Annotated in this window: 15 protein-coding genes; 13 read left to right on the top strand and 2 right to left on the bottom strand. The window is 67.7% G+C overall.

The annotated features are described in order from the left end of the window. Nucleotides 1–30: 30 nt before the first annotated feature. The 9 genes from dapA to ACQFZP_RS12525 all read left to right on the top strand — a co-directional run bounded on the left by dapA (nt 31) and on the right by ACQFZP_RS12525 (nt 9849). Nucleotides 31–1005, top strand: a complete 975-nt coding sequence (gene dapA / locus ACQFZP_RS12565; protein WP_104311505.1) for a 4-hydroxy-tetrahydrodipicolinate synthase — start codon at nt 31–33, stop codon at nt 1003–1005. Between the two features lie 45 nt (nt 1006–1050). Further along, entirely contained in the window at nt 1051–2724 is a 1674-nt protein-coding gene (locus ACQFZP_RS12560) for a ribonuclease J (RefSeq protein WP_211891570.1), read from the top strand. A gap of 85 nt (nt 2725–2809) precedes the next feature. Next, the gene (locus tag ACQFZP_RS12555; RefSeq protein ID WP_249312484.1) at nt 2810–5665 is read left to right on the top strand and encodes an FtsK/SpoIIIE family DNA translocase; all 2856 of its coding nucleotides are present in this window, start codon (nt 2810–2812) and stop codon (nt 5663–5665) included. 14 nt (nt 5666–5679) lie between these two features. Beyond that, nucleotides 5680–6309 (top strand): CDP-diacylglycerol--glycerol-3-phosphate 3-phosphatidyltransferase, encoded by a 630-nt coding sequence (gene pgsA / locus ACQFZP_RS12550; RefSeq protein WP_104311507.1) that lies wholly within the window; start codon nt 5680–5682, stop codon nt 6307–6309. Beyond that, nucleotides 6306–6845 (top strand): CinA family protein, encoded by a 540-nt coding sequence (locus tag ACQFZP_RS12545; RefSeq protein ID WP_211891569.1) that lies wholly within the window; start codon nt 6306–6308, stop codon nt 6843–6845. The genes pgsA and ACQFZP_RS12545 overlap by 4 nt, the downstream gene beginning before the upstream one ends. A gap of 170 nt (nt 6846–7015) precedes the next feature. Further along, nucleotides 7016–7327: a helix-turn-helix domain-containing protein gene (locus ACQFZP_RS12540; RefSeq protein WP_104253024.1), complete on the top strand. Its 312-nt coding sequence runs from the start codon at nt 7016–7018 to the stop codon at nt 7325–7327. Between the two features lie 90 nt (nt 7328–7417). Continuing rightward, nucleotides 7418–7648 carry a DUF3046 domain-containing protein gene (locus ACQFZP_RS12535; RefSeq protein ID WP_104311509.1) on the top strand — a complete coding sequence of 77 codons (231 nt, stop codon included), beginning with the start codon at nt 7418–7420 and terminating at the stop codon, nt 7646–7648. Between the two features lie 258 nt (nt 7649–7906). After that, complete coding sequence (recA, locus tag ACQFZP_RS12530; RefSeq protein ID WP_104311510.1) at nt 7907–8989, top strand: recombinase RecA; 1083 nt, start codon at nt 7907–7909, stop codon at nt 8987–8989. Further along, a complete protein-coding gene (locus ACQFZP_RS12525) occupies nt 8986–9849 on the top strand; it encodes a regulatory protein RecX (RefSeq protein ID WP_211891568.1) in 864 nt (287 codons plus the stop codon). Before recA ends, ACQFZP_RS12525 begins: the two co-directional genes overlap by 4 nt. On the opposite strand, the gene ACQFZP_RS12520 is transcribed toward ACQFZP_RS12525, so the two are convergent. Further along, nucleotides 9811–10752: a hypothetical protein gene (locus tag ACQFZP_RS12520; RefSeq protein ID WP_211891567.1), complete on the bottom strand. Its 942-nt coding sequence runs from the start codon at nt 10750–10752 to the stop codon at nt 9811–9813. The two genes, ACQFZP_RS12525 and ACQFZP_RS12520, sit on opposite strands and share 39 nt — an antisense overlap. 67 nt (nt 10753–10819) lie before the next feature. Between ACQFZP_RS12520 and miaB the strand changes: the two genes are divergently transcribed. Genes miaB through dapF form a run of 3 tightly spaced genes read left to right on the top strand, consistent with a single transcriptional unit; the run spans nt 10820 to nt 14220 of the window. Then, nucleotides 10820–12343, top strand: coding sequence for a tRNA (N6-isopentenyl adenosine(37)-C2)-methylthiotransferase MiaB (gene miaB / locus ACQFZP_RS12515; protein WP_104311513.1), 1524 nt, complete (start codon nt 10820–10822; stop codon nt 12341–12343). Beyond that, nucleotides 12340–13257: a tRNA (adenosine(37)-N6)-dimethylallyltransferase MiaA gene (miaA, locus tag ACQFZP_RS12510; protein WP_211891796.1), complete on the top strand. Its 918-nt coding sequence runs from the start codon at nt 12340–12342 to the stop codon at nt 13255–13257. Before miaB ends, miaA begins: the two co-directional genes overlap by 4 nt. A gap of 51 nt (nt 13258–13308) precedes the next feature. Further along, a complete protein-coding gene (gene dapF, locus ACQFZP_RS12505) occupies nt 13309–14220 on the top strand; it encodes a diaminopimelate epimerase (RefSeq protein WP_211891566.1) in 912 nt (303 codons plus the stop codon). Here dapF and ACQFZP_RS12500 read toward each other — a convergent pair. Then, nucleotides 14189–14800, bottom strand: a complete 612-nt coding sequence (locus ACQFZP_RS12500) for a class I SAM-dependent methyltransferase (RefSeq protein WP_104311516.1) — start codon at nt 14798–14800, stop codon at nt 14189–14191. The genes dapF and ACQFZP_RS12500 overlap by 32 nt on opposite strands. A gap of 36 nt (nt 14801–14836) precedes the next feature. Between ACQFZP_RS12500 and hflX the strand changes: the two genes are divergently transcribed. After that, entirely contained in the window at nt 14837–16360 is a 1524-nt protein-coding gene (hflX, locus tag ACQFZP_RS12495) for a GTPase HflX (RefSeq protein ID WP_104311517.1), read from the top strand. Nucleotides 16361–16407 lie beyond the last annotated feature (47 nt).

Raw genomic sequence — 16407 nt, 5'->3', positions numbered from 1 at the left:
TTACCTAGTGGAAGTAGCCTGAGAGACGTGATGGAACAGGACAACCCTTTCGGCCAGGTGCTCGTCGCACTCGTGACCCCGATGACGCACGACGGAGAAGTCGATTGGGCGGGCGTCGAGAAGCACATCGACGACGTCATCTCGGCTGGCGCTGACGGCATCGTCGTCACCGGGACGACCGGCGAGACGTCGACGCTCACCGACGCCGAGAAGCTCAAGCTCGTCGTCGTCGGCAAGGAGGTCTCGGCAGGGCGCGCCAAGATCATCACCGGTGGCCCGTCGAACGAGACCGCGCACGCCATCCAGCTCGCCAAGCAGTCGGCGGATGCGGGTGCCGACGGCGTCATGGCCGTCACCCCGTACTACAACAAGCCGACGCAGGCGGGTGTGCTCACGCACTTCCGCATGATCGCGGACGCGACCGACCTGCCGCTCATCCTCTACGACATCCCGGGCCGCACCGGCATCCCGATCACGTACGAGACGATCCTGCGCCTCGCGAAGCACCCGAACATCATCGCGGTGAAGGACGCCAAGGGCGACCTCGCCCAGGTGTCGCGTGTGCTCAACCAGACGGAGCTGCTCTACTTCTCGGGCGACGACGCCAACACGCTGCCGCTCCTCTCGATCGGCGCGACCGGCCTCATCGGCGTGACCGCGAACATCGCGTCGCAGCCGTACCGCACGATGGTCGACGCCGTCAACGCGGGCGACCTCCGGACGGCGACGGATGCGCACAAGCGCCTCGAACCGCTCGTCCGGGCCACCATGACCCACGTTCCGGGCACCGTGGCGACCAAGTACATCCTGCACGGCCTCGGCCGTATCCAGTCCCCGCGAGTCCGGTTGCCGCTTGTCGGTCCGGAGGAGTGGGAAGCCGCCCTCATCGAGGACGAGCTCGACCTGGTTCGCGACGTCGAAGGCGCGAGCTTCACGAACTTCCGGCCTGACCGCAACGCGGCCGCGGGTGGTGCGCTCCCGCGCATCCCAGGCACAACCCGCTGATTCGACCATCTCACCAGCGGCAACGCTGACTTCTCTAAGGCTCATATGACAAAGACCGAACACCTTCCCAAGCTCGCTGCAGGCTCCATGCGGATCATCCCGCTCGGAGGCCTGGGCGAGGTCGGCCGCAACATGGCGACGTTCGAGATCGACGGGAAGATCCTCATCGTCGACTGCGGCGTGCTCTTCCCCGAAGAGACGCAGCCCGGCGTCGACCTGATCCTCCCGGACTTCGACTCGATCCGCGCTCGTCTGGACGACGTCGTCGGCATCGTGCTGACCCACGGCCACGAGGACCACATCGGAGCGGTGCCGTACATCCTCCGCCTCAAGCCGGACATCCCACTCATCGGCTCGACGCTGACGCTCGCGCTCGTCGAGGCGAAGCTCAAAGAGCACCGCATCAAGCCGTACACGCTCACGGTGGCGGAGGGGCAGGTCGAGGAGCTCGGCCCGTTCTCGCTCGAGTTCGTGGCCGTCAACCACTCGATCCCGGATGCGCTCGCCGTGCACATCACGACGGACGCGGGCACCGTGCTCCACACGGGCGACTTCAAGATGGACCAGCTGCCGCTCGACGGTCGCCTGACGGACCTCCGCGCGTTCGCGCGACTCGGCGAAGAGGGCATCGACCTCTTCATGGCCGACTCCACGAACGCCGAGGTTCCGGGCTTCACGCCGACGGAGCGCAACATCGGCCCGGTCATCGAGGACGTGATCTCGCGCACCAAGGGCAAGGTCGTCGTCGCGAGCTTCTCGAGCCACGTGCACCGCGTGCAGCAGGTCATCGACGCGGCGGCGGCCAACGGTCGCCGCGTCGCGCTCATGGGGCGTTCCATGGTGCGCAACATGGGCATCGCGTCCGAGCTCGGCTACCTCAACGTGCCGCAGGGTGTGCTCATCGACCACAAGAAGGCGCTGAAGCTCCCCGACAACGAGATCGTCTTCATGTCGACGGGGTCGCAGGGCGAGCCGATGGCTGTCCTCAGTCGCATCGCGTCGAAGACGCACGCCATCGAGGTGGGGGAGGACGACACCGTCATCCTCGCCTCGAGCCTCATCCCGGGCAACGAGAACTCGGTGTTCCGCGTCATCAACGCGCTCATCAAGCTCGGCGCGAACGTCGTGCACAAGGCCAACGCCAACGTCCACGTCTCGGGCCACGCCGCGGCGGGCGAGCTGCTCTACTGCTACAACATCCTGCAGCCGCGTCAGGTCATGCCCGTGCATGGTGAGATCCGTCACCTCGTGGCCAACGCCGAGATCGCGAAGAAGTCCGGCATCGCCGACGAGAACGTGCTGATCGTCGAGAACGGTGCCGTCCTCGACATGAAGGACGGCGTCGCTCGTCAGGTCGCCCAGCTCGACATCGGCTTCATCTACGTCGACGGCTCGACCGTCGGGACGATCACCGACGCGGACCTCAAGGACCGCCGCATCCTCGCTGAAGAAGGATTCATCTCCATCTTCACCGTGGTCGAGGCGGCGACAGGCAACATCCTCGTCGGACCTGAGATCCACGCGCGAGGCTTCGCTCCGGATGAGGCTGTCTTCGACGACATCATCCCCGGCATCCAGAAGGCGCTCAAGGAGGCCGTCGAGGCAGGCAACTCGAACTCCTACCAGCTCTCGCAGGTCGTGCGTCGCACGATCGGCCGCTGGGTCAACACGAAGCACCGCCGTCACCCGATGATCATCCCGGTGGTCATCGAAGCCTGACGTCATGCTCCGGGGGCCGCCGATCTCGGCGGCTCTCGGGGCGTCATCCTCGATCCTGTCGGTGGCCGCAGGTACCTTGGGCACCATGGCCACAACCTCGTCCAACACGAAGCGAACCCCCGCGCCCAAGAAGCGGGCGAGCGCGGCAGCTGCCAAGGCTCCGGTGGAGACCGAGAAGCCTGGCATCGCCACCCGCGCCTGGATGGCAGCGGCGAACGTCGCGGGCCAGACAGCTCGTGCGTTGGGGCCCGAGACGCTTGAGAAGGATCAGCGGCGCGACGGATTCCCGTTCCTGCTCTTCCTGCTCGCGGTCATCGGCGGCGTGGTCGTCTGGTTCTTCCCGGGCAACGGCGTCGCCACAGCCCTCAACGACTTCACCTTCGGCGGGCTCTTCGGCCGCATCTCCTATGCGCTTCCGGTGGTGCTGGCCTTCTTCGCGCTGTGGCTGTTCCGGCACCCTTCGTCGGTCAGCGACAACGGACGCATCGGGGTCGGCCTGTTCCTCGGCCTGGTCTCGAGCTCCGCGATCTGCCACGTCATCGCGGACAACCCGGACCCGGCCAACGGCATGCCCGCGCTTGCGCTTGGCGGCGGGGTGTTCGGGTGGCTCCTCGGTGGCACCCTCGGGGTCATCATCACCCCGATCGGCGCGGCCATCATCGCCGGCCTGCTTGTCCTGCTCTCGGTCTTCATCATCACGAAGACCCCACCGCACAAGGTCGTCTCTCGACTGCGCGAGCTCTGGGAGTGGATGTTCGGCATCGACGAGGAGTCCGCGGCGCACGCACGCTCCGCGAAGCCTGGCAAGGCAGTCGGTGCTGACGACGAGAGCCTGCTCGGTGACGACGACCGCTCGCGTTCCGCCGACGCCGAGCGACTTCCCTGGTGGCGCCGGAACGAGTCCGGCCGTGAAGACGACGTCGACTACGAGGAGCAGCCGTACGAGACGGCGGTCGCCGACACCAAGAAGCACGAGCACCACCGCATCGATCCAGAGGCGACGACGACCGTGCTGCGAGGGCTCACCTCGGAAGATCCCGACAACGCCGTCACCGGACCGCAGCCCACCGCGGTGCTCCCGGGCCTGCGTATGGACGACGCGACCGATGTCATCGACGTCGCCGATCCCACCCTCTTCTCCGCGACCGGCATCCAGGACGACTCGACGCCGACCGACCCGGACGAGTTCGCCGACCTCTTCGGGGCGCCGGCGGCTTCTGCGGCGGCCGTCGTGACGACCCCGTCCCCGGAGGCTGCTCCCGCAGCCGCGGATGATGACGGTGAGCAGTGGGACTCCCGCGACGCCGACTCGTCCGGCCAGGGGTACAGCCTCCCAGTGCAGTCAATGCTGTCCAGGGGTGCGCCCGCGCTGGCCCGCACCGAGGCGAACGACCTCATCGTGGAAGCGCTGAACTCCACCTTCGCTCAGTTCAAGGTCGACGCCAAGGTGACCGGCTTCTCGAGGGGCCCGACGGTGACGCGCTACGAGGTCGAGGTGGCCCCCGGCGTCAAGGTCGAGCGAGTCACGCAGCTCTCGAACAACATCGCGTACGCGGTCAAGAGCAATCAGGTGCGCATCCTGTCTCCGATCCCCGGCAAGAGCGCCATCGGCGTCGAGATCCCCAACTCCGACCGCGAGGTCGTGTCCCTCGGCGACGTCCTCCAGTCGCCCGAGTCGATCGCCGCCAGGCACCCCATGACGATCGGCGTCGGCAAGGACGTCGAGGGCGGCTTCGTGCTCGCCAACCTCGCGAAGATGCCGCACCTTCTCGTGGCCGGTGCCACGGGAGCCGGAAAGTCGAGCTTCGTCAACTCGATGATCGTGTCGCTCCTGATGCGGGCGACGCCTGCCGAGGTGCGCATGGTGCTCGTCGACCCGAAGCGGGTCGAGCTGACCCCATACAGTGGCGTCCCCCACCTCATCACGCCCATCATCACGAACCCCAAGAAGGCAGCGGAGGCGCTGCAGTGGGTCGTGAAGGAGATGGAGATGCGCTACGACGATCTGGAGAGCTTCGGCTACCGGCACGTCGACGACTTCAACGCTGCGATCCGCTCCGGCGGCATCATCCTGCCTGAAGGGTCGAAGCGAAAGCTCAAGCCCTACCCGTATCTGCTCGTCGTGGTCGACGAGCTCGCCGAGCTCATGATGGTCGCCCCTCGCGACGTCGAGGACTCCATCGTCCGTATCACCCAGCTCGCCCGCGCCGCGGGAATCCACCTCGTGCTCGCCACGCAGCGTCCGAGCGTCGACGTCGTCACGGGACTCATCAAGGCCAACGTGCCGAGCCGCCTCGCGTTCGCCGTGACCAGCTCCACCGACTCACGCGTCATCCTCGACCAGGTCGGTGCCGAGTCGCTCATCGGGCAGGGTGACGCGCTCTTCCTGCCGTCTGGGGCGAACAAGGCCGCTCGAGTGCAAGGAGCGTGGGTCAACGACAAAGAGATCATGGAGATCGTCGCTCACGTCAAGCGTCAGGCGCAGCCCGAGTACCGGGCCGACGTGGCGCAGGTCGTGGAGAAGAAGGAGATCGACGCCGACATCGGGGACGACCTCGAGCTGCTGCTCGCGGCGGCGGAGCTCGTCGTGAACTCGCAGTTCGGCTCGACCTCGATGCTGCAGCGCAAGCTGCGCGTCGGCTTCGCCAAGGCCGGACGCCTCATGGACCTGTTGGAGTCCCGCGAGATCGTCGGGCCATCGGAGGGCTCGAAGGCCCGCGACGTGCTCGTCACGGCCGAAGAGCTGCCCGGTGTTCTCGCGCGCATCCGTGGACAGGACCCGGCCATGAGTGCCGCCGCGCCGGCGGCCGCAGCGCCCCTGGCCGAGCCTGACGGCATGGCAGCGTCGTTCGACGCAGTCGCCGCCCAATACGATGGGCTTGAAGAAGTCGAAGGCGAGAGCGGCGACGAAGACGCCTGGGGTCTGACGGGGCGCGACTAGCGAGAGGCAGCACCATGACCGGTCGAATACTCCGTGGAGGCGACGGGCCGGTGAGCAACTGGTGCGTGCCGAACCTCATCACGATCGCGCGCATCCTGCTGGTGCCCGTCTTCGTGTGGTTCCTCCTGCTGGACGGCAACACCGATGGTGCCTGGCGCTGGGCGGCCGCCGTGCTGTTCATTGTGGCCATCGCGACCGACAGCCTTGACGGTCACATCGCCCGCAGCCGGAACCTCATCACGGACCTCGGCAAGCTCCTCGACCCCATCGCCGACAAGGCGCTCACCGGCACCGCGCTGGTGATGCTCTCCGTGCTCGGCGAGCTCCCGTGGTGGGTGACGATCATCATCCTCGTGCGCGAGCTGGGTATCACCTTCTGGCGACTGGCGGTCGCCAAGAAGCGCGTCCTGCCGGCCGGGCGGGGCGGCAAGCTCAAGACGCTTGTCCAGGCGTTCGCCATCTCGCTCGCGCTGCTCCCGCTCTGGGCCGTCTTCGGGGACTGGGTGCACTGGGTCAACATCGTCTTCATGTCGGCGGCGTTCATCCTCACCGTGTGGTCCGGGATCGACTACCTCTGGCAGGCCTACCGGCCGCAGAACAAGAAAACGCCCGAGCTTCGGGCCGACGACGGGACTCAGCGATGACCGGCGGAATCACCCCAGCACTGCCGCAGACGATCGAGCTGGGGCGGGTGCTGCTCGAGGCCGGCCTCAGCATCGGCGTCGCCGAGTCCCTCACCGGAGGCGCACTCGTCGCAGAGCTCGTCAAGATCCCTGGCATCTCCGCATCGCTCGCGGGCGGCATCGTCGCCTACCGCACCGAGCTCAAGCACTCGCTGCTCGGGGTCGACGAGGACCTCCTGGCCGAGCGGGGACCGGTCGACCCTGATGTCGCCGCCGCCATGGCACTCGGCGCGCGGACCGCTCTCGCCGCTGGTCGTGGCGAGCGCCTCGACATCGGACTCTCGACCACGGGGGTCGCAGGCCCGCAGGCGCAGGCCGGCCGAGCTCCCGGCGTGGTCTTCATCGGCATCTCCTCGCTCTTCGGCGACAAGGTCGTCGAACTCGACTTCTCCTCGCTGGTCCGTCTCGACGACCCCGCCGGCAGCCGGCAGCGGGTCCGCGGCGCCACCGTCGAGGCAGCCGTTCACAACGTGCTGGAAATGCTCGTGGAACACTGACGCGGTATCGTGAGCGAAGCTTCCTCGAAGGTTGAGTCGAATCGCCTCAACATTCGGCTTTCTTTCAGGAATACCATCGATGTTTGCTTGGTTGTTCTCAGCGTGACGAAGTCTCCACGAAGTCTCGTAAGTTACAGTTCTTGGCATACGGCAGTAAGGAGGACCCCGCTATGGTCCTAGCGCGTCAAGAGATCGGTGAAGTCCTGCGCGATGTGCGCCTGCGTAAGGGGCACACGCTCCGGCAGGTCGCGGGTCGCGCCTCGGTTGCACTCGGCTACCTGAGTGAGGTCGAGCGCGGGCAGAAGGAAGCCTCGAGCGAGATCCTCGCGTCGGTGGCGGAAGCCCTCGAGACCCCCCTCTCAACCATCTATCGCGAAGTGGGCGACCGTCTGGCAGTCCACGAACGCTTCGACACGAGCATCCCGGACACCGTTCCGGACGACCTCCTGCTCGGAGTTCGCAAGCCACTCGTCACGCGTTAGCGCGACGCTCTCGCAGGGTTCTCCTGGTCGAGGGAAGCGACCGACGGCGCCGCAGCATCAGCTGCGGCGCCGTCGGCGTACGCTTGGGGGATGCGCAAGAGCGAGTTCGACAGGGCCGTGGTCGACGAATTCGGTGACGCCTACGGGCGCTCCCTGATGCGCGACCTGGTGCTCGGGGCTGTCGGGGACCGCACGGCGCTGCAGGCGCTTGACGACGGAGTCGAGCCGCGCGACATCTGGCTCGCGCTCTGCGCGGACACGGGAGTGCCAGAGTCCAGGCGTCACGGCGTCGGCACGATAGATCCCCGGACTCGGGACTGACCTCGACCTCCTGAGCCACTGCCTTCCATCCGACACGCCTGTCGGATGTTCGAAGTCGTGTTCGAAGCGCGTAGGGTGTTCACGTCGGACTCCTCGGAGACTTGTCCACAGATGAGGGACCTCGATCACGGAATGTCGGTGGTCGCCTCTAGCGTGATTGTCGAGTAGCCAAGGAACCCGATCCGCCTTGTCGTCAGCGCTCTCCATCAGCGCGCGACAGCCGAGAGGCGACCGCCACATTCCGAGAGGACCACCACCATGCCAAACCCAGCAGACCGCGAAAAGGCTCTTGACGCCGCACTCGCCCAGATCGACCGCCAGTTCGGCAAGGGGTCGGTCATGCGCCTCGGGAGCGACGAGCGCGCACCCGTCGAGACCATCCCAACCGGATCCGTCGCACTCGACGTCGCGCTCGGCATCGGGGGGCTCCCTCGCGGCCGCATCGTCGAGATCTACGGGCCGGAGTCCTCGGGGAAGACCACGCTGACGCTCCACGCCATCGCGAACGCGCAGCGTGCCGGTGGCATCGCGGCCTTCATCGACGCGGAGCACGCGCTCGACCCCGAGTACGCGAAGAAGCTCGGCGTCGACATCGACGCTCTCCTCGTGGCCCAGCCAGACACCGGTGAGCAAGCGCTCGAGATCACGGACATGCTGATCCGCTCTGGCTCCGTCGACCTCGTTGTCATCGACTCCGTGGCGGCCCTCGTGCCGAAGGCTGAGATCGAAGGGGAGATGGGCGACAGCCACGTCGGACTCCAGGCGCGCCTCATGTCGCAGGCCCTCCGCAAGCTCACGGGTGGGCTCAGCCAGACGAAGACCACCGCCATCTTCATCAACCAGCTCCGCGAGAAGATCGGCGTCTTCTTCGGCAGCCCCGAGACGACCGCCGGTGGAAAGGCGCTGAAGTTCTACGCCTCGGTCCGCCTCGACATCCGTCGCATCGAGACCCTGAAGGATGGCACGGACGCCGTCGGCAACCGCACCCGCGTGAAGGTCGTCAAGAACAAGATGGCACCGCCCTTCAAGCAGGCGGAGTTCGACATCCTCTACGGGGTCGGCATCTCCCGTGAGGGCTCGCTCATCGACTTCGGGGTCGAGCACGGCCTCGTGCGCAAGTCGGGCGCCTGGTACACCTACGAGGGCGACCAGCTCGGGCAGGGCAAGGAGAACGCCCGCAACTTCCTCATCCAGCACCCCGAGATCGCCGAGGAGATCGAGCGCAAGATCCTCGCCAAGCTCGGTGTCGGCCAGCCAGCCGACTCGCCTGCCGAGGCCGTCGAGGCACCGCTCGCGCCTGTCGCCGCCGAGGCGAAGGTCGCTCAGCGGCGCGGCGCATGACCGACGAGCTCGCTCCGGTGACACCGCTCTTCGGGTCGTCACCGGCGAGCGACCAGTCAGCGTCGGAGGCTGACATGGTGGCCCCGGCCACAGAGCAAGCTCCGTCGAGTCCGGGGAGGCGAGACGCTGCCAGCTCTGCGGCAGAGTCCCGCCCCTCGACCGGCGGAGCCCCGAGACTCGTTTCCATCCCAGGCGGGCAAGGCGAGACACAGGCTTTCACGGCCGTCGTGCCCGCTGGGATGGACGCGGAATCCCGGCAACGGCTGGTCGAGGAGGCACAGGAGACACTGGTCCGAGCGCTCGCTCGCAGCGACCGGTCCATCGAGGAGGCGCGGCGCCTGCTCCGCGACTGGCGGGGCGAGGACCCTCAGGGCGCGCAGGCTCCCGAGGACGGCTCCGAGGAGGCCGCCGACTATGAGGCGTCGCTTCGTCTTGACGACGACGAGACCGAGCAGGTGATCGAACGCTGCACTGAGCTCGGCTACCTCGACGACTTCAGGCTCGCCGAGCTGCTCGTGCACAAGGCCAGAGACAAGAAGCGGTCGGGCATCCAGGGCGTCGAGCGGACACTTCGCGACCGGCACCTCTCCACGGAAGCGATCCAGGAGGCGCTCGCCGAGATCGATCGCGACGATGAACTCGAACGTGCCACCGAACTCGCCACTGAGCGTGCCAGGCGGGTGACGGGGGTCGAGCCCGACGCGGCAATCCGACGCATCGCCGGGTTCCTCTCCAGGCGCGGCTACTCTGCAGGCGTCGCGTTCACCGCCGCCAGGGAAGCTGTCCAGGGAGGTCCCAGGACGCGCCGCCCGTCGAGCGGCTCAGCCGGCGTGTTCTTCGGCGTCACTCCCGTCGAGTAGCGCCAGCGCAACGCGCTGCCCCTCAGCGTCGCGGGCGACCTCGAGGCGGACCAGAGCCTCCTCGAGGGCTCGCCGGGCTGCGGCTGGAGCACCAGCCCGATCGTGTGCCTCAGCCAGCACGAAGCCCACGCGACCTGCCGCGCGCAAGTCGCGTTCCGCTTCCAGGGCCGAGATGGCAGCCATCGCCTGCGTCGCCGCACGTGACGGGTCGCCGTCCCGAAGCGCCGCGCGAGCACGGCGTACCGCCACGATCGCGGCCTCCTGCTCCCGCTCGGCAACGGGCGCCAGGTGCAGGGCCGCGATCTGCAGGTTGGCATCGAAACCAGCGAACACAGCAGCACCCGACGGGAACGACGTCGCCCCGAGGGCCAGGAGCATCTCGGTCCGCCCAGCGAACTCCACGGCCGTCACGGGCCCCCCGTCCGACGCCGCGGCCGGAGCGACCACCTCGTCCACCCACCGATCCCACGCGAACTCGCCCTGCCGGTACTGATCGCGCAGCCCCGCGTCGCAGACGATCAGCAGCCCATGCCGCGGCTCGACAACCGGGACCTCGCCCTGGAGCTCACTCGGCAGGGAATGCCAGTACGCCTCATCGCGAGGGGCGTCCCTCCAGCGCTCCGGTTCGTCATGCATCGAGATCGTCAGAGCCTCGAGGCGCGAGGCTCCCAACTCATCCGTGACCACCGTGGTCACGGCCTGCAGCGGACCGCCGCCCACCTTCAGCACCAGGCCGTCGACTCCGTTCTCACCGCCCGCCGGACCGACATACAGGGCCCCGCTCGGCGCCGAGATGACAGCCGAACGGTCCCCGCGCGCCTCAACGCGGCCAGCGTCGGTCTGCAGCAGCCCCCTCTGGAGAGCAAGAGAAGTCGCCGGTGTGACGCCGTCATCAGTGGTCATGGCTCGCATCCCGCCAGCGTAGCGGTGGCAGTGCGCCATCGTGAAGCGAACGTAGAATTGGCGGATCATGAGCGAGACAGCCACACCCATCGCACCCTCCCCAGCTGCACGCAGACCAGACGGGTCGCCGAGGAGCTACGAAGTGCGCACGCTCGGCTGTCAGATGAACGTGCACGACTCCGAGCGCATGTCCGGTTCGCTGCGAGCTGCTGGGTACGTCGAAGCCGACGGCCTCGAACCAGACGTCGTCGTCATCAACACGTGCGCCGTCCGAGAAAACGCGGACAACCGTCTCTACGGCAACCTCGGGCAGCTGGCGGCCATCAAGCGAGAACACGAAGGCATGCAGATCGCCGTCGGTGGATGCCTGGCCCAGAAGGACCGCGGAACGATCCTGGAAAAGGCCCCCTGGGTCGACGTGGTCTTCGGAACACACAACATGGGGGCCCTGCCGAGCCTGCTCGAGCGGGCACGTCACAACGACGAGGCCCAGCTCGAGATCCTCGAGTCACTCGATGTCTTCCCGTCGACCCTGCCGACCAAGCGCGACTCGACCTACTCCGGGTGGGTGTCCATCTCTGTGGGATGCAACAACACCTGCACCTTCTGCATCGTCCCGTCTCTCCGTGGCAAAGAGAAGGACCGTAGGCCGGGCGACGTCCTCGGCGAGATGCGTGCGCTCGTCGACGACGGCGCGATCGAGGTGACGCTGCTCGGGCAGAACGTCAACTCCTACGGGGTCGAGTTCGGCGACCGCCAGGCATTCAGCAAGCTCCTCCGCGCTGCCGGCCAGATCGAAGGCCTCGAGCGCGTGCGCTTCACGAGCCCCCACCCCGCCGCCTTCACGCAGGACGTCATCGATGCCATGGCGGAGACGCCCAACGTCATGCCTCAGCTGCATATGCCCCTGCAGTCCGGCTCGGACCGCATCCTCAAAGCCATGCGGCGCTCGTACCGCAGCACGAAGTTCCTCGGCATCCTCGACAAGGTGAGGGAGCAGATGCCGCACGCTGCCATCACCACCGACATCATCGTCGGATTCCCGGGCGAGACCGAAGAGGACTTCGCCGAGACCATGCGCGTCGTCGAGGCCTCGAGGTTCGCGAGCGCCTTCACATTCCAGTACTCGATCCGGCCGGGCACGCCCGCCGCGACGATGCCGGATCAGGTGCCGAAGGCCGTCGTGCAGGAGCGCTACGAGCGGCTGATGGCATTGCAGGACCGCATCAGCCGCGAGGAGAACGAGAAGCTCGTCGGCTCGGTGCAGCGGATCCTGGTCAGCGCCGGCGAGGGGAAGAAGAACGGCGAGACACACCGCATGTCCGGGCGAGCCGAAGACAACCGGCTCGTGCACTTCTCTGTGCCGACTGGTGTGGAGCGTCCGCGACCCGGTGACGTCGTGACCGCCGAGATCACGGCCGCGGCCTCCTTCCATCTCGTGGCCGACGCTCGCTCATCCCACCTCGACGTCCGCCGGACGACGGCGGGGGATGCCTGGGATCGTTCGCTCGCGGAGAGCTGCTCGGTACCCGCGCCGGGAGGTGCCCAGAGCCGCGTCTCGCTCGGTCTCCCGACGCTCCGGCGAGCCTGACCGTGTTCATCACGATCGGGGGAGCGACCGGTACGGGCAAGTCGCGGCTCTCGCTCGAGGTTGCCGCGCGGCTTCGCGCCACGGGTCGAGGAGCGCAGATCATCAACGCCGACGCCATGCAGCTGTACCGCGGCATGGACATCGGCACCGCGAAGCTCAGCCTCGAGGAACGCGTGGGAGTTCGGCACCACCTCCTCGACGTCCTAGAGGTGACCGAGGACGCGAGCGTCGCCTGGTACCAGGAACGTGCGCGGGCGCTCATCGAGCAGATCGAGGCCGAGGGGGACGTGCCCATCCTCGTCGGCGGATCCGGTCTCTACATCGCCGGCGTGTGCTTCGATCTGCGTTTCCCTGGAACCGACCCGCAGGTCCGCGCGCGACTCGAGGCCGAGCTGGAGAGTGCCGGACCTGGCCCGCTGTTCGCACGTCTGCGCGAGCTGGACCCGACCGCCGCAGCCACGATGGACGCGCGGAACGGCCGTCGTCTCGTCCGCGCGCTCGAGGTGATCGAGGTCACCGGCGAGCCATTCAGCGCGCAGCTGCCCGACCAGGAGGCGACCTGGCGGGACGTGACCTTCGCCGTCGTCGAAGAGCACCGCGAAGTGCTCACGCCGCGGCTGGACGCCAGGGTGGAGCGGATGTGGGAGAGCGGACTCCTGGAAGAGACGGAGATGCTGGCGGAAGCGGGCCTCGAACGCGGCACCACCGCGAGACGAGCCATCGGCTACCAGCAGGCGCTCGCGCAACTTCGAGGCCAGTCGTCTCGGGCCGAGGCGATCGCGGAGGCGCAGCTGCTCACTCGGAAGTACGCGAGGCGACAGGTCTCGTGGTTCCGTCGCTACAGCAGAGCCGTCCGCGCGCACAGCGGCGAGAGCTTCGCCGCCCAGCGCATCATCGAAGCAGCCGGACTCTGACGCCGTGTCCGCTGCGCACGGGCCGGGTCAGATGTCCGTAGCATTGACGCCATGACACAACTCGCGTTCACCAAGGCGCAGGCCACCGGCAACGACTTCGTCCTCGTCTCCGACCCGGATGGTGAACTCGAGCTCGGGCCTCAGCGGGTGGCGCGGCTGTGCGATCGCAACTTCGGCGTCGGCGGCGATGGGCTCATCCGCGCCGTCCGTTCCGCCCACCTTGCAGAGGGCCGCGAGCTGCAGGCCGTGAACCCCGGTGCAGAGTGGTTCATGGACTACCGCAACGGCGACGGATCCATCGCCGAGATGTGCGGCAACGGTGTCCGCGCCTTCGCTCTATTCCTCACCGAGACCGGGCTGGCGACGCTCGTGGAGGGCGAGCGCCTCGAGATCGGGACCCGCGCTGGCCTCCGGATCGTCGAGCGCGAGGGCGACGGCTTCCGCGTTGACATGGGTCCGTGGCGTCTGGATGGCGGAGAGCCGCTGGTGACCGTGCCGCACATCGGTGTGTCCCGCCCGGGCCTCGGCATCGATGTCGGCAACCCTCACGTCGTCGTGGCCCTCTCGAGTGAGGAGGAGCTGGATCGTCTCGAGCTCTTCCACGCCCCGCTCATCGAGCCTGCCCCCGAGCTCGGCGCGAACGTCGAGTTCGTGGTGCCGCACGACCAGCTCGTCCAGGACGGGGTCGGGCACATTCGGATGCGCGTCCACGAGCGCGGTGTCGGCGAGACGCTCTCCTGCGGGACAGGCGCCGTCGCATCGGCGCTTGCTGTCCGCTCCTGGGCTGGCGCAGGCGCGCCGGACGTGTGGTCCGTGCGAGTCCCGGGGGGCGTCCTCAACGTCACCGTCGCACCTGTCGACGGCGTCGAGCACGTGTTCCTGTCCGGGCCGGCCGAGATCGCCTTCACCGGCGTTGTCGAGGACGACCTCGCTACTGAGCTCGCCGTACCCGCAGCACTCTGAATCCGGCGTCCGTCGAGTGGCGCTCGACCGACAGCTCCGGGCCGAACTGCTTCGCGATCCAGGCCTGCAGCGAGTCGCCGCCGAGCTTCTTCGCGACGACGAGCCATGCCTCCCCGTCTGCGCTGAGGCGGGGAAGCCAGTCCATGAGCAGCTCATGAAGCGCGTCCTTGCCGATCCTGATGGGCGGATTGGACCAGATGAGGTCGAAGCGGGCGTCAGCGGGGACATCGGCTGGCAGGGATGTCCTGATCCGATCGAGGCGGAGGTTCTCCGCGTTCTCACGGGTCAGGAGGAGCGCTCGCTCGTTGACGTCGACCGCCCACACATCGAGTTCGGGCGACTCGAGCGCCAGGGCCAGGCTGATCGCGCCCCAGCCGCAGCCGAGATCCAGCGCCGTGCCAGTTGCTGGAGGCTTCGGGGCGGCGGCGAGGAGAGCTTGCGTGCCTCGGTCGAGGTGCTCCGGGCTGAAGGTGCCTCCGGCCGTGGTGACGGTCGCGGCGTGCCCCCGGAGCCTGACCTGGATGCTTCGCCGCTCGAGCGGGCCGTCTGGGGTTGCTGAGAAGTAATGCTGAGCGGTCACCCCTAGACGCTAGCACCGGCGTAGAATCGTACGAATATGCGAGATTCTGAAACTCCTCCAGGCGAGAGCAACGACGCGATCGACCGAATCCTGCGAGCGGCGAGAGAGCCGGGCGCGACCATGACCCTGTTCTCGTCCGGGCGTGCGCAGGCATTGCAGGACGGTGCGAGCACGGGGTACGACGGCGAATCCGATGGTGACCAGCTCGAACGCGAGGCGCGCCAATCCCTGCGGCGCGTCGAGAGCCTGCGCACGGAACTCGAGGACGTCACCGAGGTCGAGTACCGCAAGGTGCGTCTTGAGCGGGTTGTCCTGGTCGGGGTCTACCGTCGCAACTCCCTCGAGGAGGCCGAGAACTCCATGCAGGAGCTGGCCGCTCTCGCGGAGACGGCGGGCGCCGTCGTCCTGGACGGCGTGCTCCAGCGGCGACCCAACCCGGACCCGGCCACGTACCTGGGCCGAGGCAAGGTCGCTGAGCTCAAGGAGATCGTCGCGGCCCTCGAAGCCGACACGGTCGTCGCGGACACGGAGCTCGCGCCAAGCCAGCGGCGTGCGCTCGAGGACGAGATCAAGGTCAAGGTCATCGACCGCACGGCCGTGATCCTCGACATCTTCTCTCAGCACGCGAAGAGTCGCGAGGGCAAGGCTCAAGTCGAGCTGGCGCAGATGGAATACATGCTCCCGCGCCTCCGAGGCTGGGGTGAGTCGATGTCCCGCCAGGCCGGTGGGCAGGTCGGCGGCGGAGCCGGTATGGGCTCGAGAGGTCCCGGTGAGACGAAGATCGAGCTCGATCGTCGCCGCATTCGCACGAAGATGGCCAAGCTCCGGCACCAGATCGCGGACATGAAGGACGCGCGCGACGTGAAGCGCGCGACTCGCGAGCGCAACCAGGTGCCGGCCGTCGCCATCGTCGGCTACACCAACGCCGGCAAGTCGAGCCTCCTCAACCGCATCACGCACGCGGGTGTGCTCGTCGAGAACGTGCTCTTCGCGACGCTCGACGCGACGGTGCGCAAGGCATCCACGGAAGACGGCCGCCCGTACACGATCGCCGACACCGTCGGGTTCGTGCGCAACCTGCCTCACCAGCTTGTCGAGGCCTTCCGATCGACGCTCGAGGAGCTGCAGGCTGCCGATGTCATCGTGCACGCCGTCGACGCCTCGCACCCGGACCCGGCCGCCCAGCTCGCCACCGTGCGTGACGTCATCGGCGAGGTCGAGGCGCACGACGTCCCGGAGATCGTCGTCTTCACCAAGGCCGACCTCGTCGACAGCGATCGACGCCTTGAACTGCAGGGCCTCGCGAATGACGGCATCTTCGTGTCTGCGCACACCGGCGAGGGCATCGACCTGCTGCTCGCTCGAATCGCAGAGCTGCTTCCGACGCCGGAGGTCACGATCGACGTGCTCGTGCCGTTCGAACGCGGCGACCTTGTCTCCTACCTCCACGAGCGCGGTGCTGTGCTCGAGCTGGGTCACGAGGAGGGTGGCACGCGCCTCAAGGCGCGAGTGAATCCCGATCAGCTCGGCCTGTTCGAGGAGTTCACCGTCGCGGGCTGAGTCGCTGCAGCGCGACTGAGCACTGAACGCAGAAGAGCGGCAAGCCC

The sequence above is a fragment of the Pseudoclavibacter sp. Marseille-Q434 genome (genome assembly GCF_050315415.1).
Lineage (GTDB): Bacteria > Actinomycetota > Actinomycetes > Actinomycetales > Microbacteriaceae > Pseudoclavibacter.
This window is presented reverse-complemented; position numbering and strand designations above follow the sequence as displayed.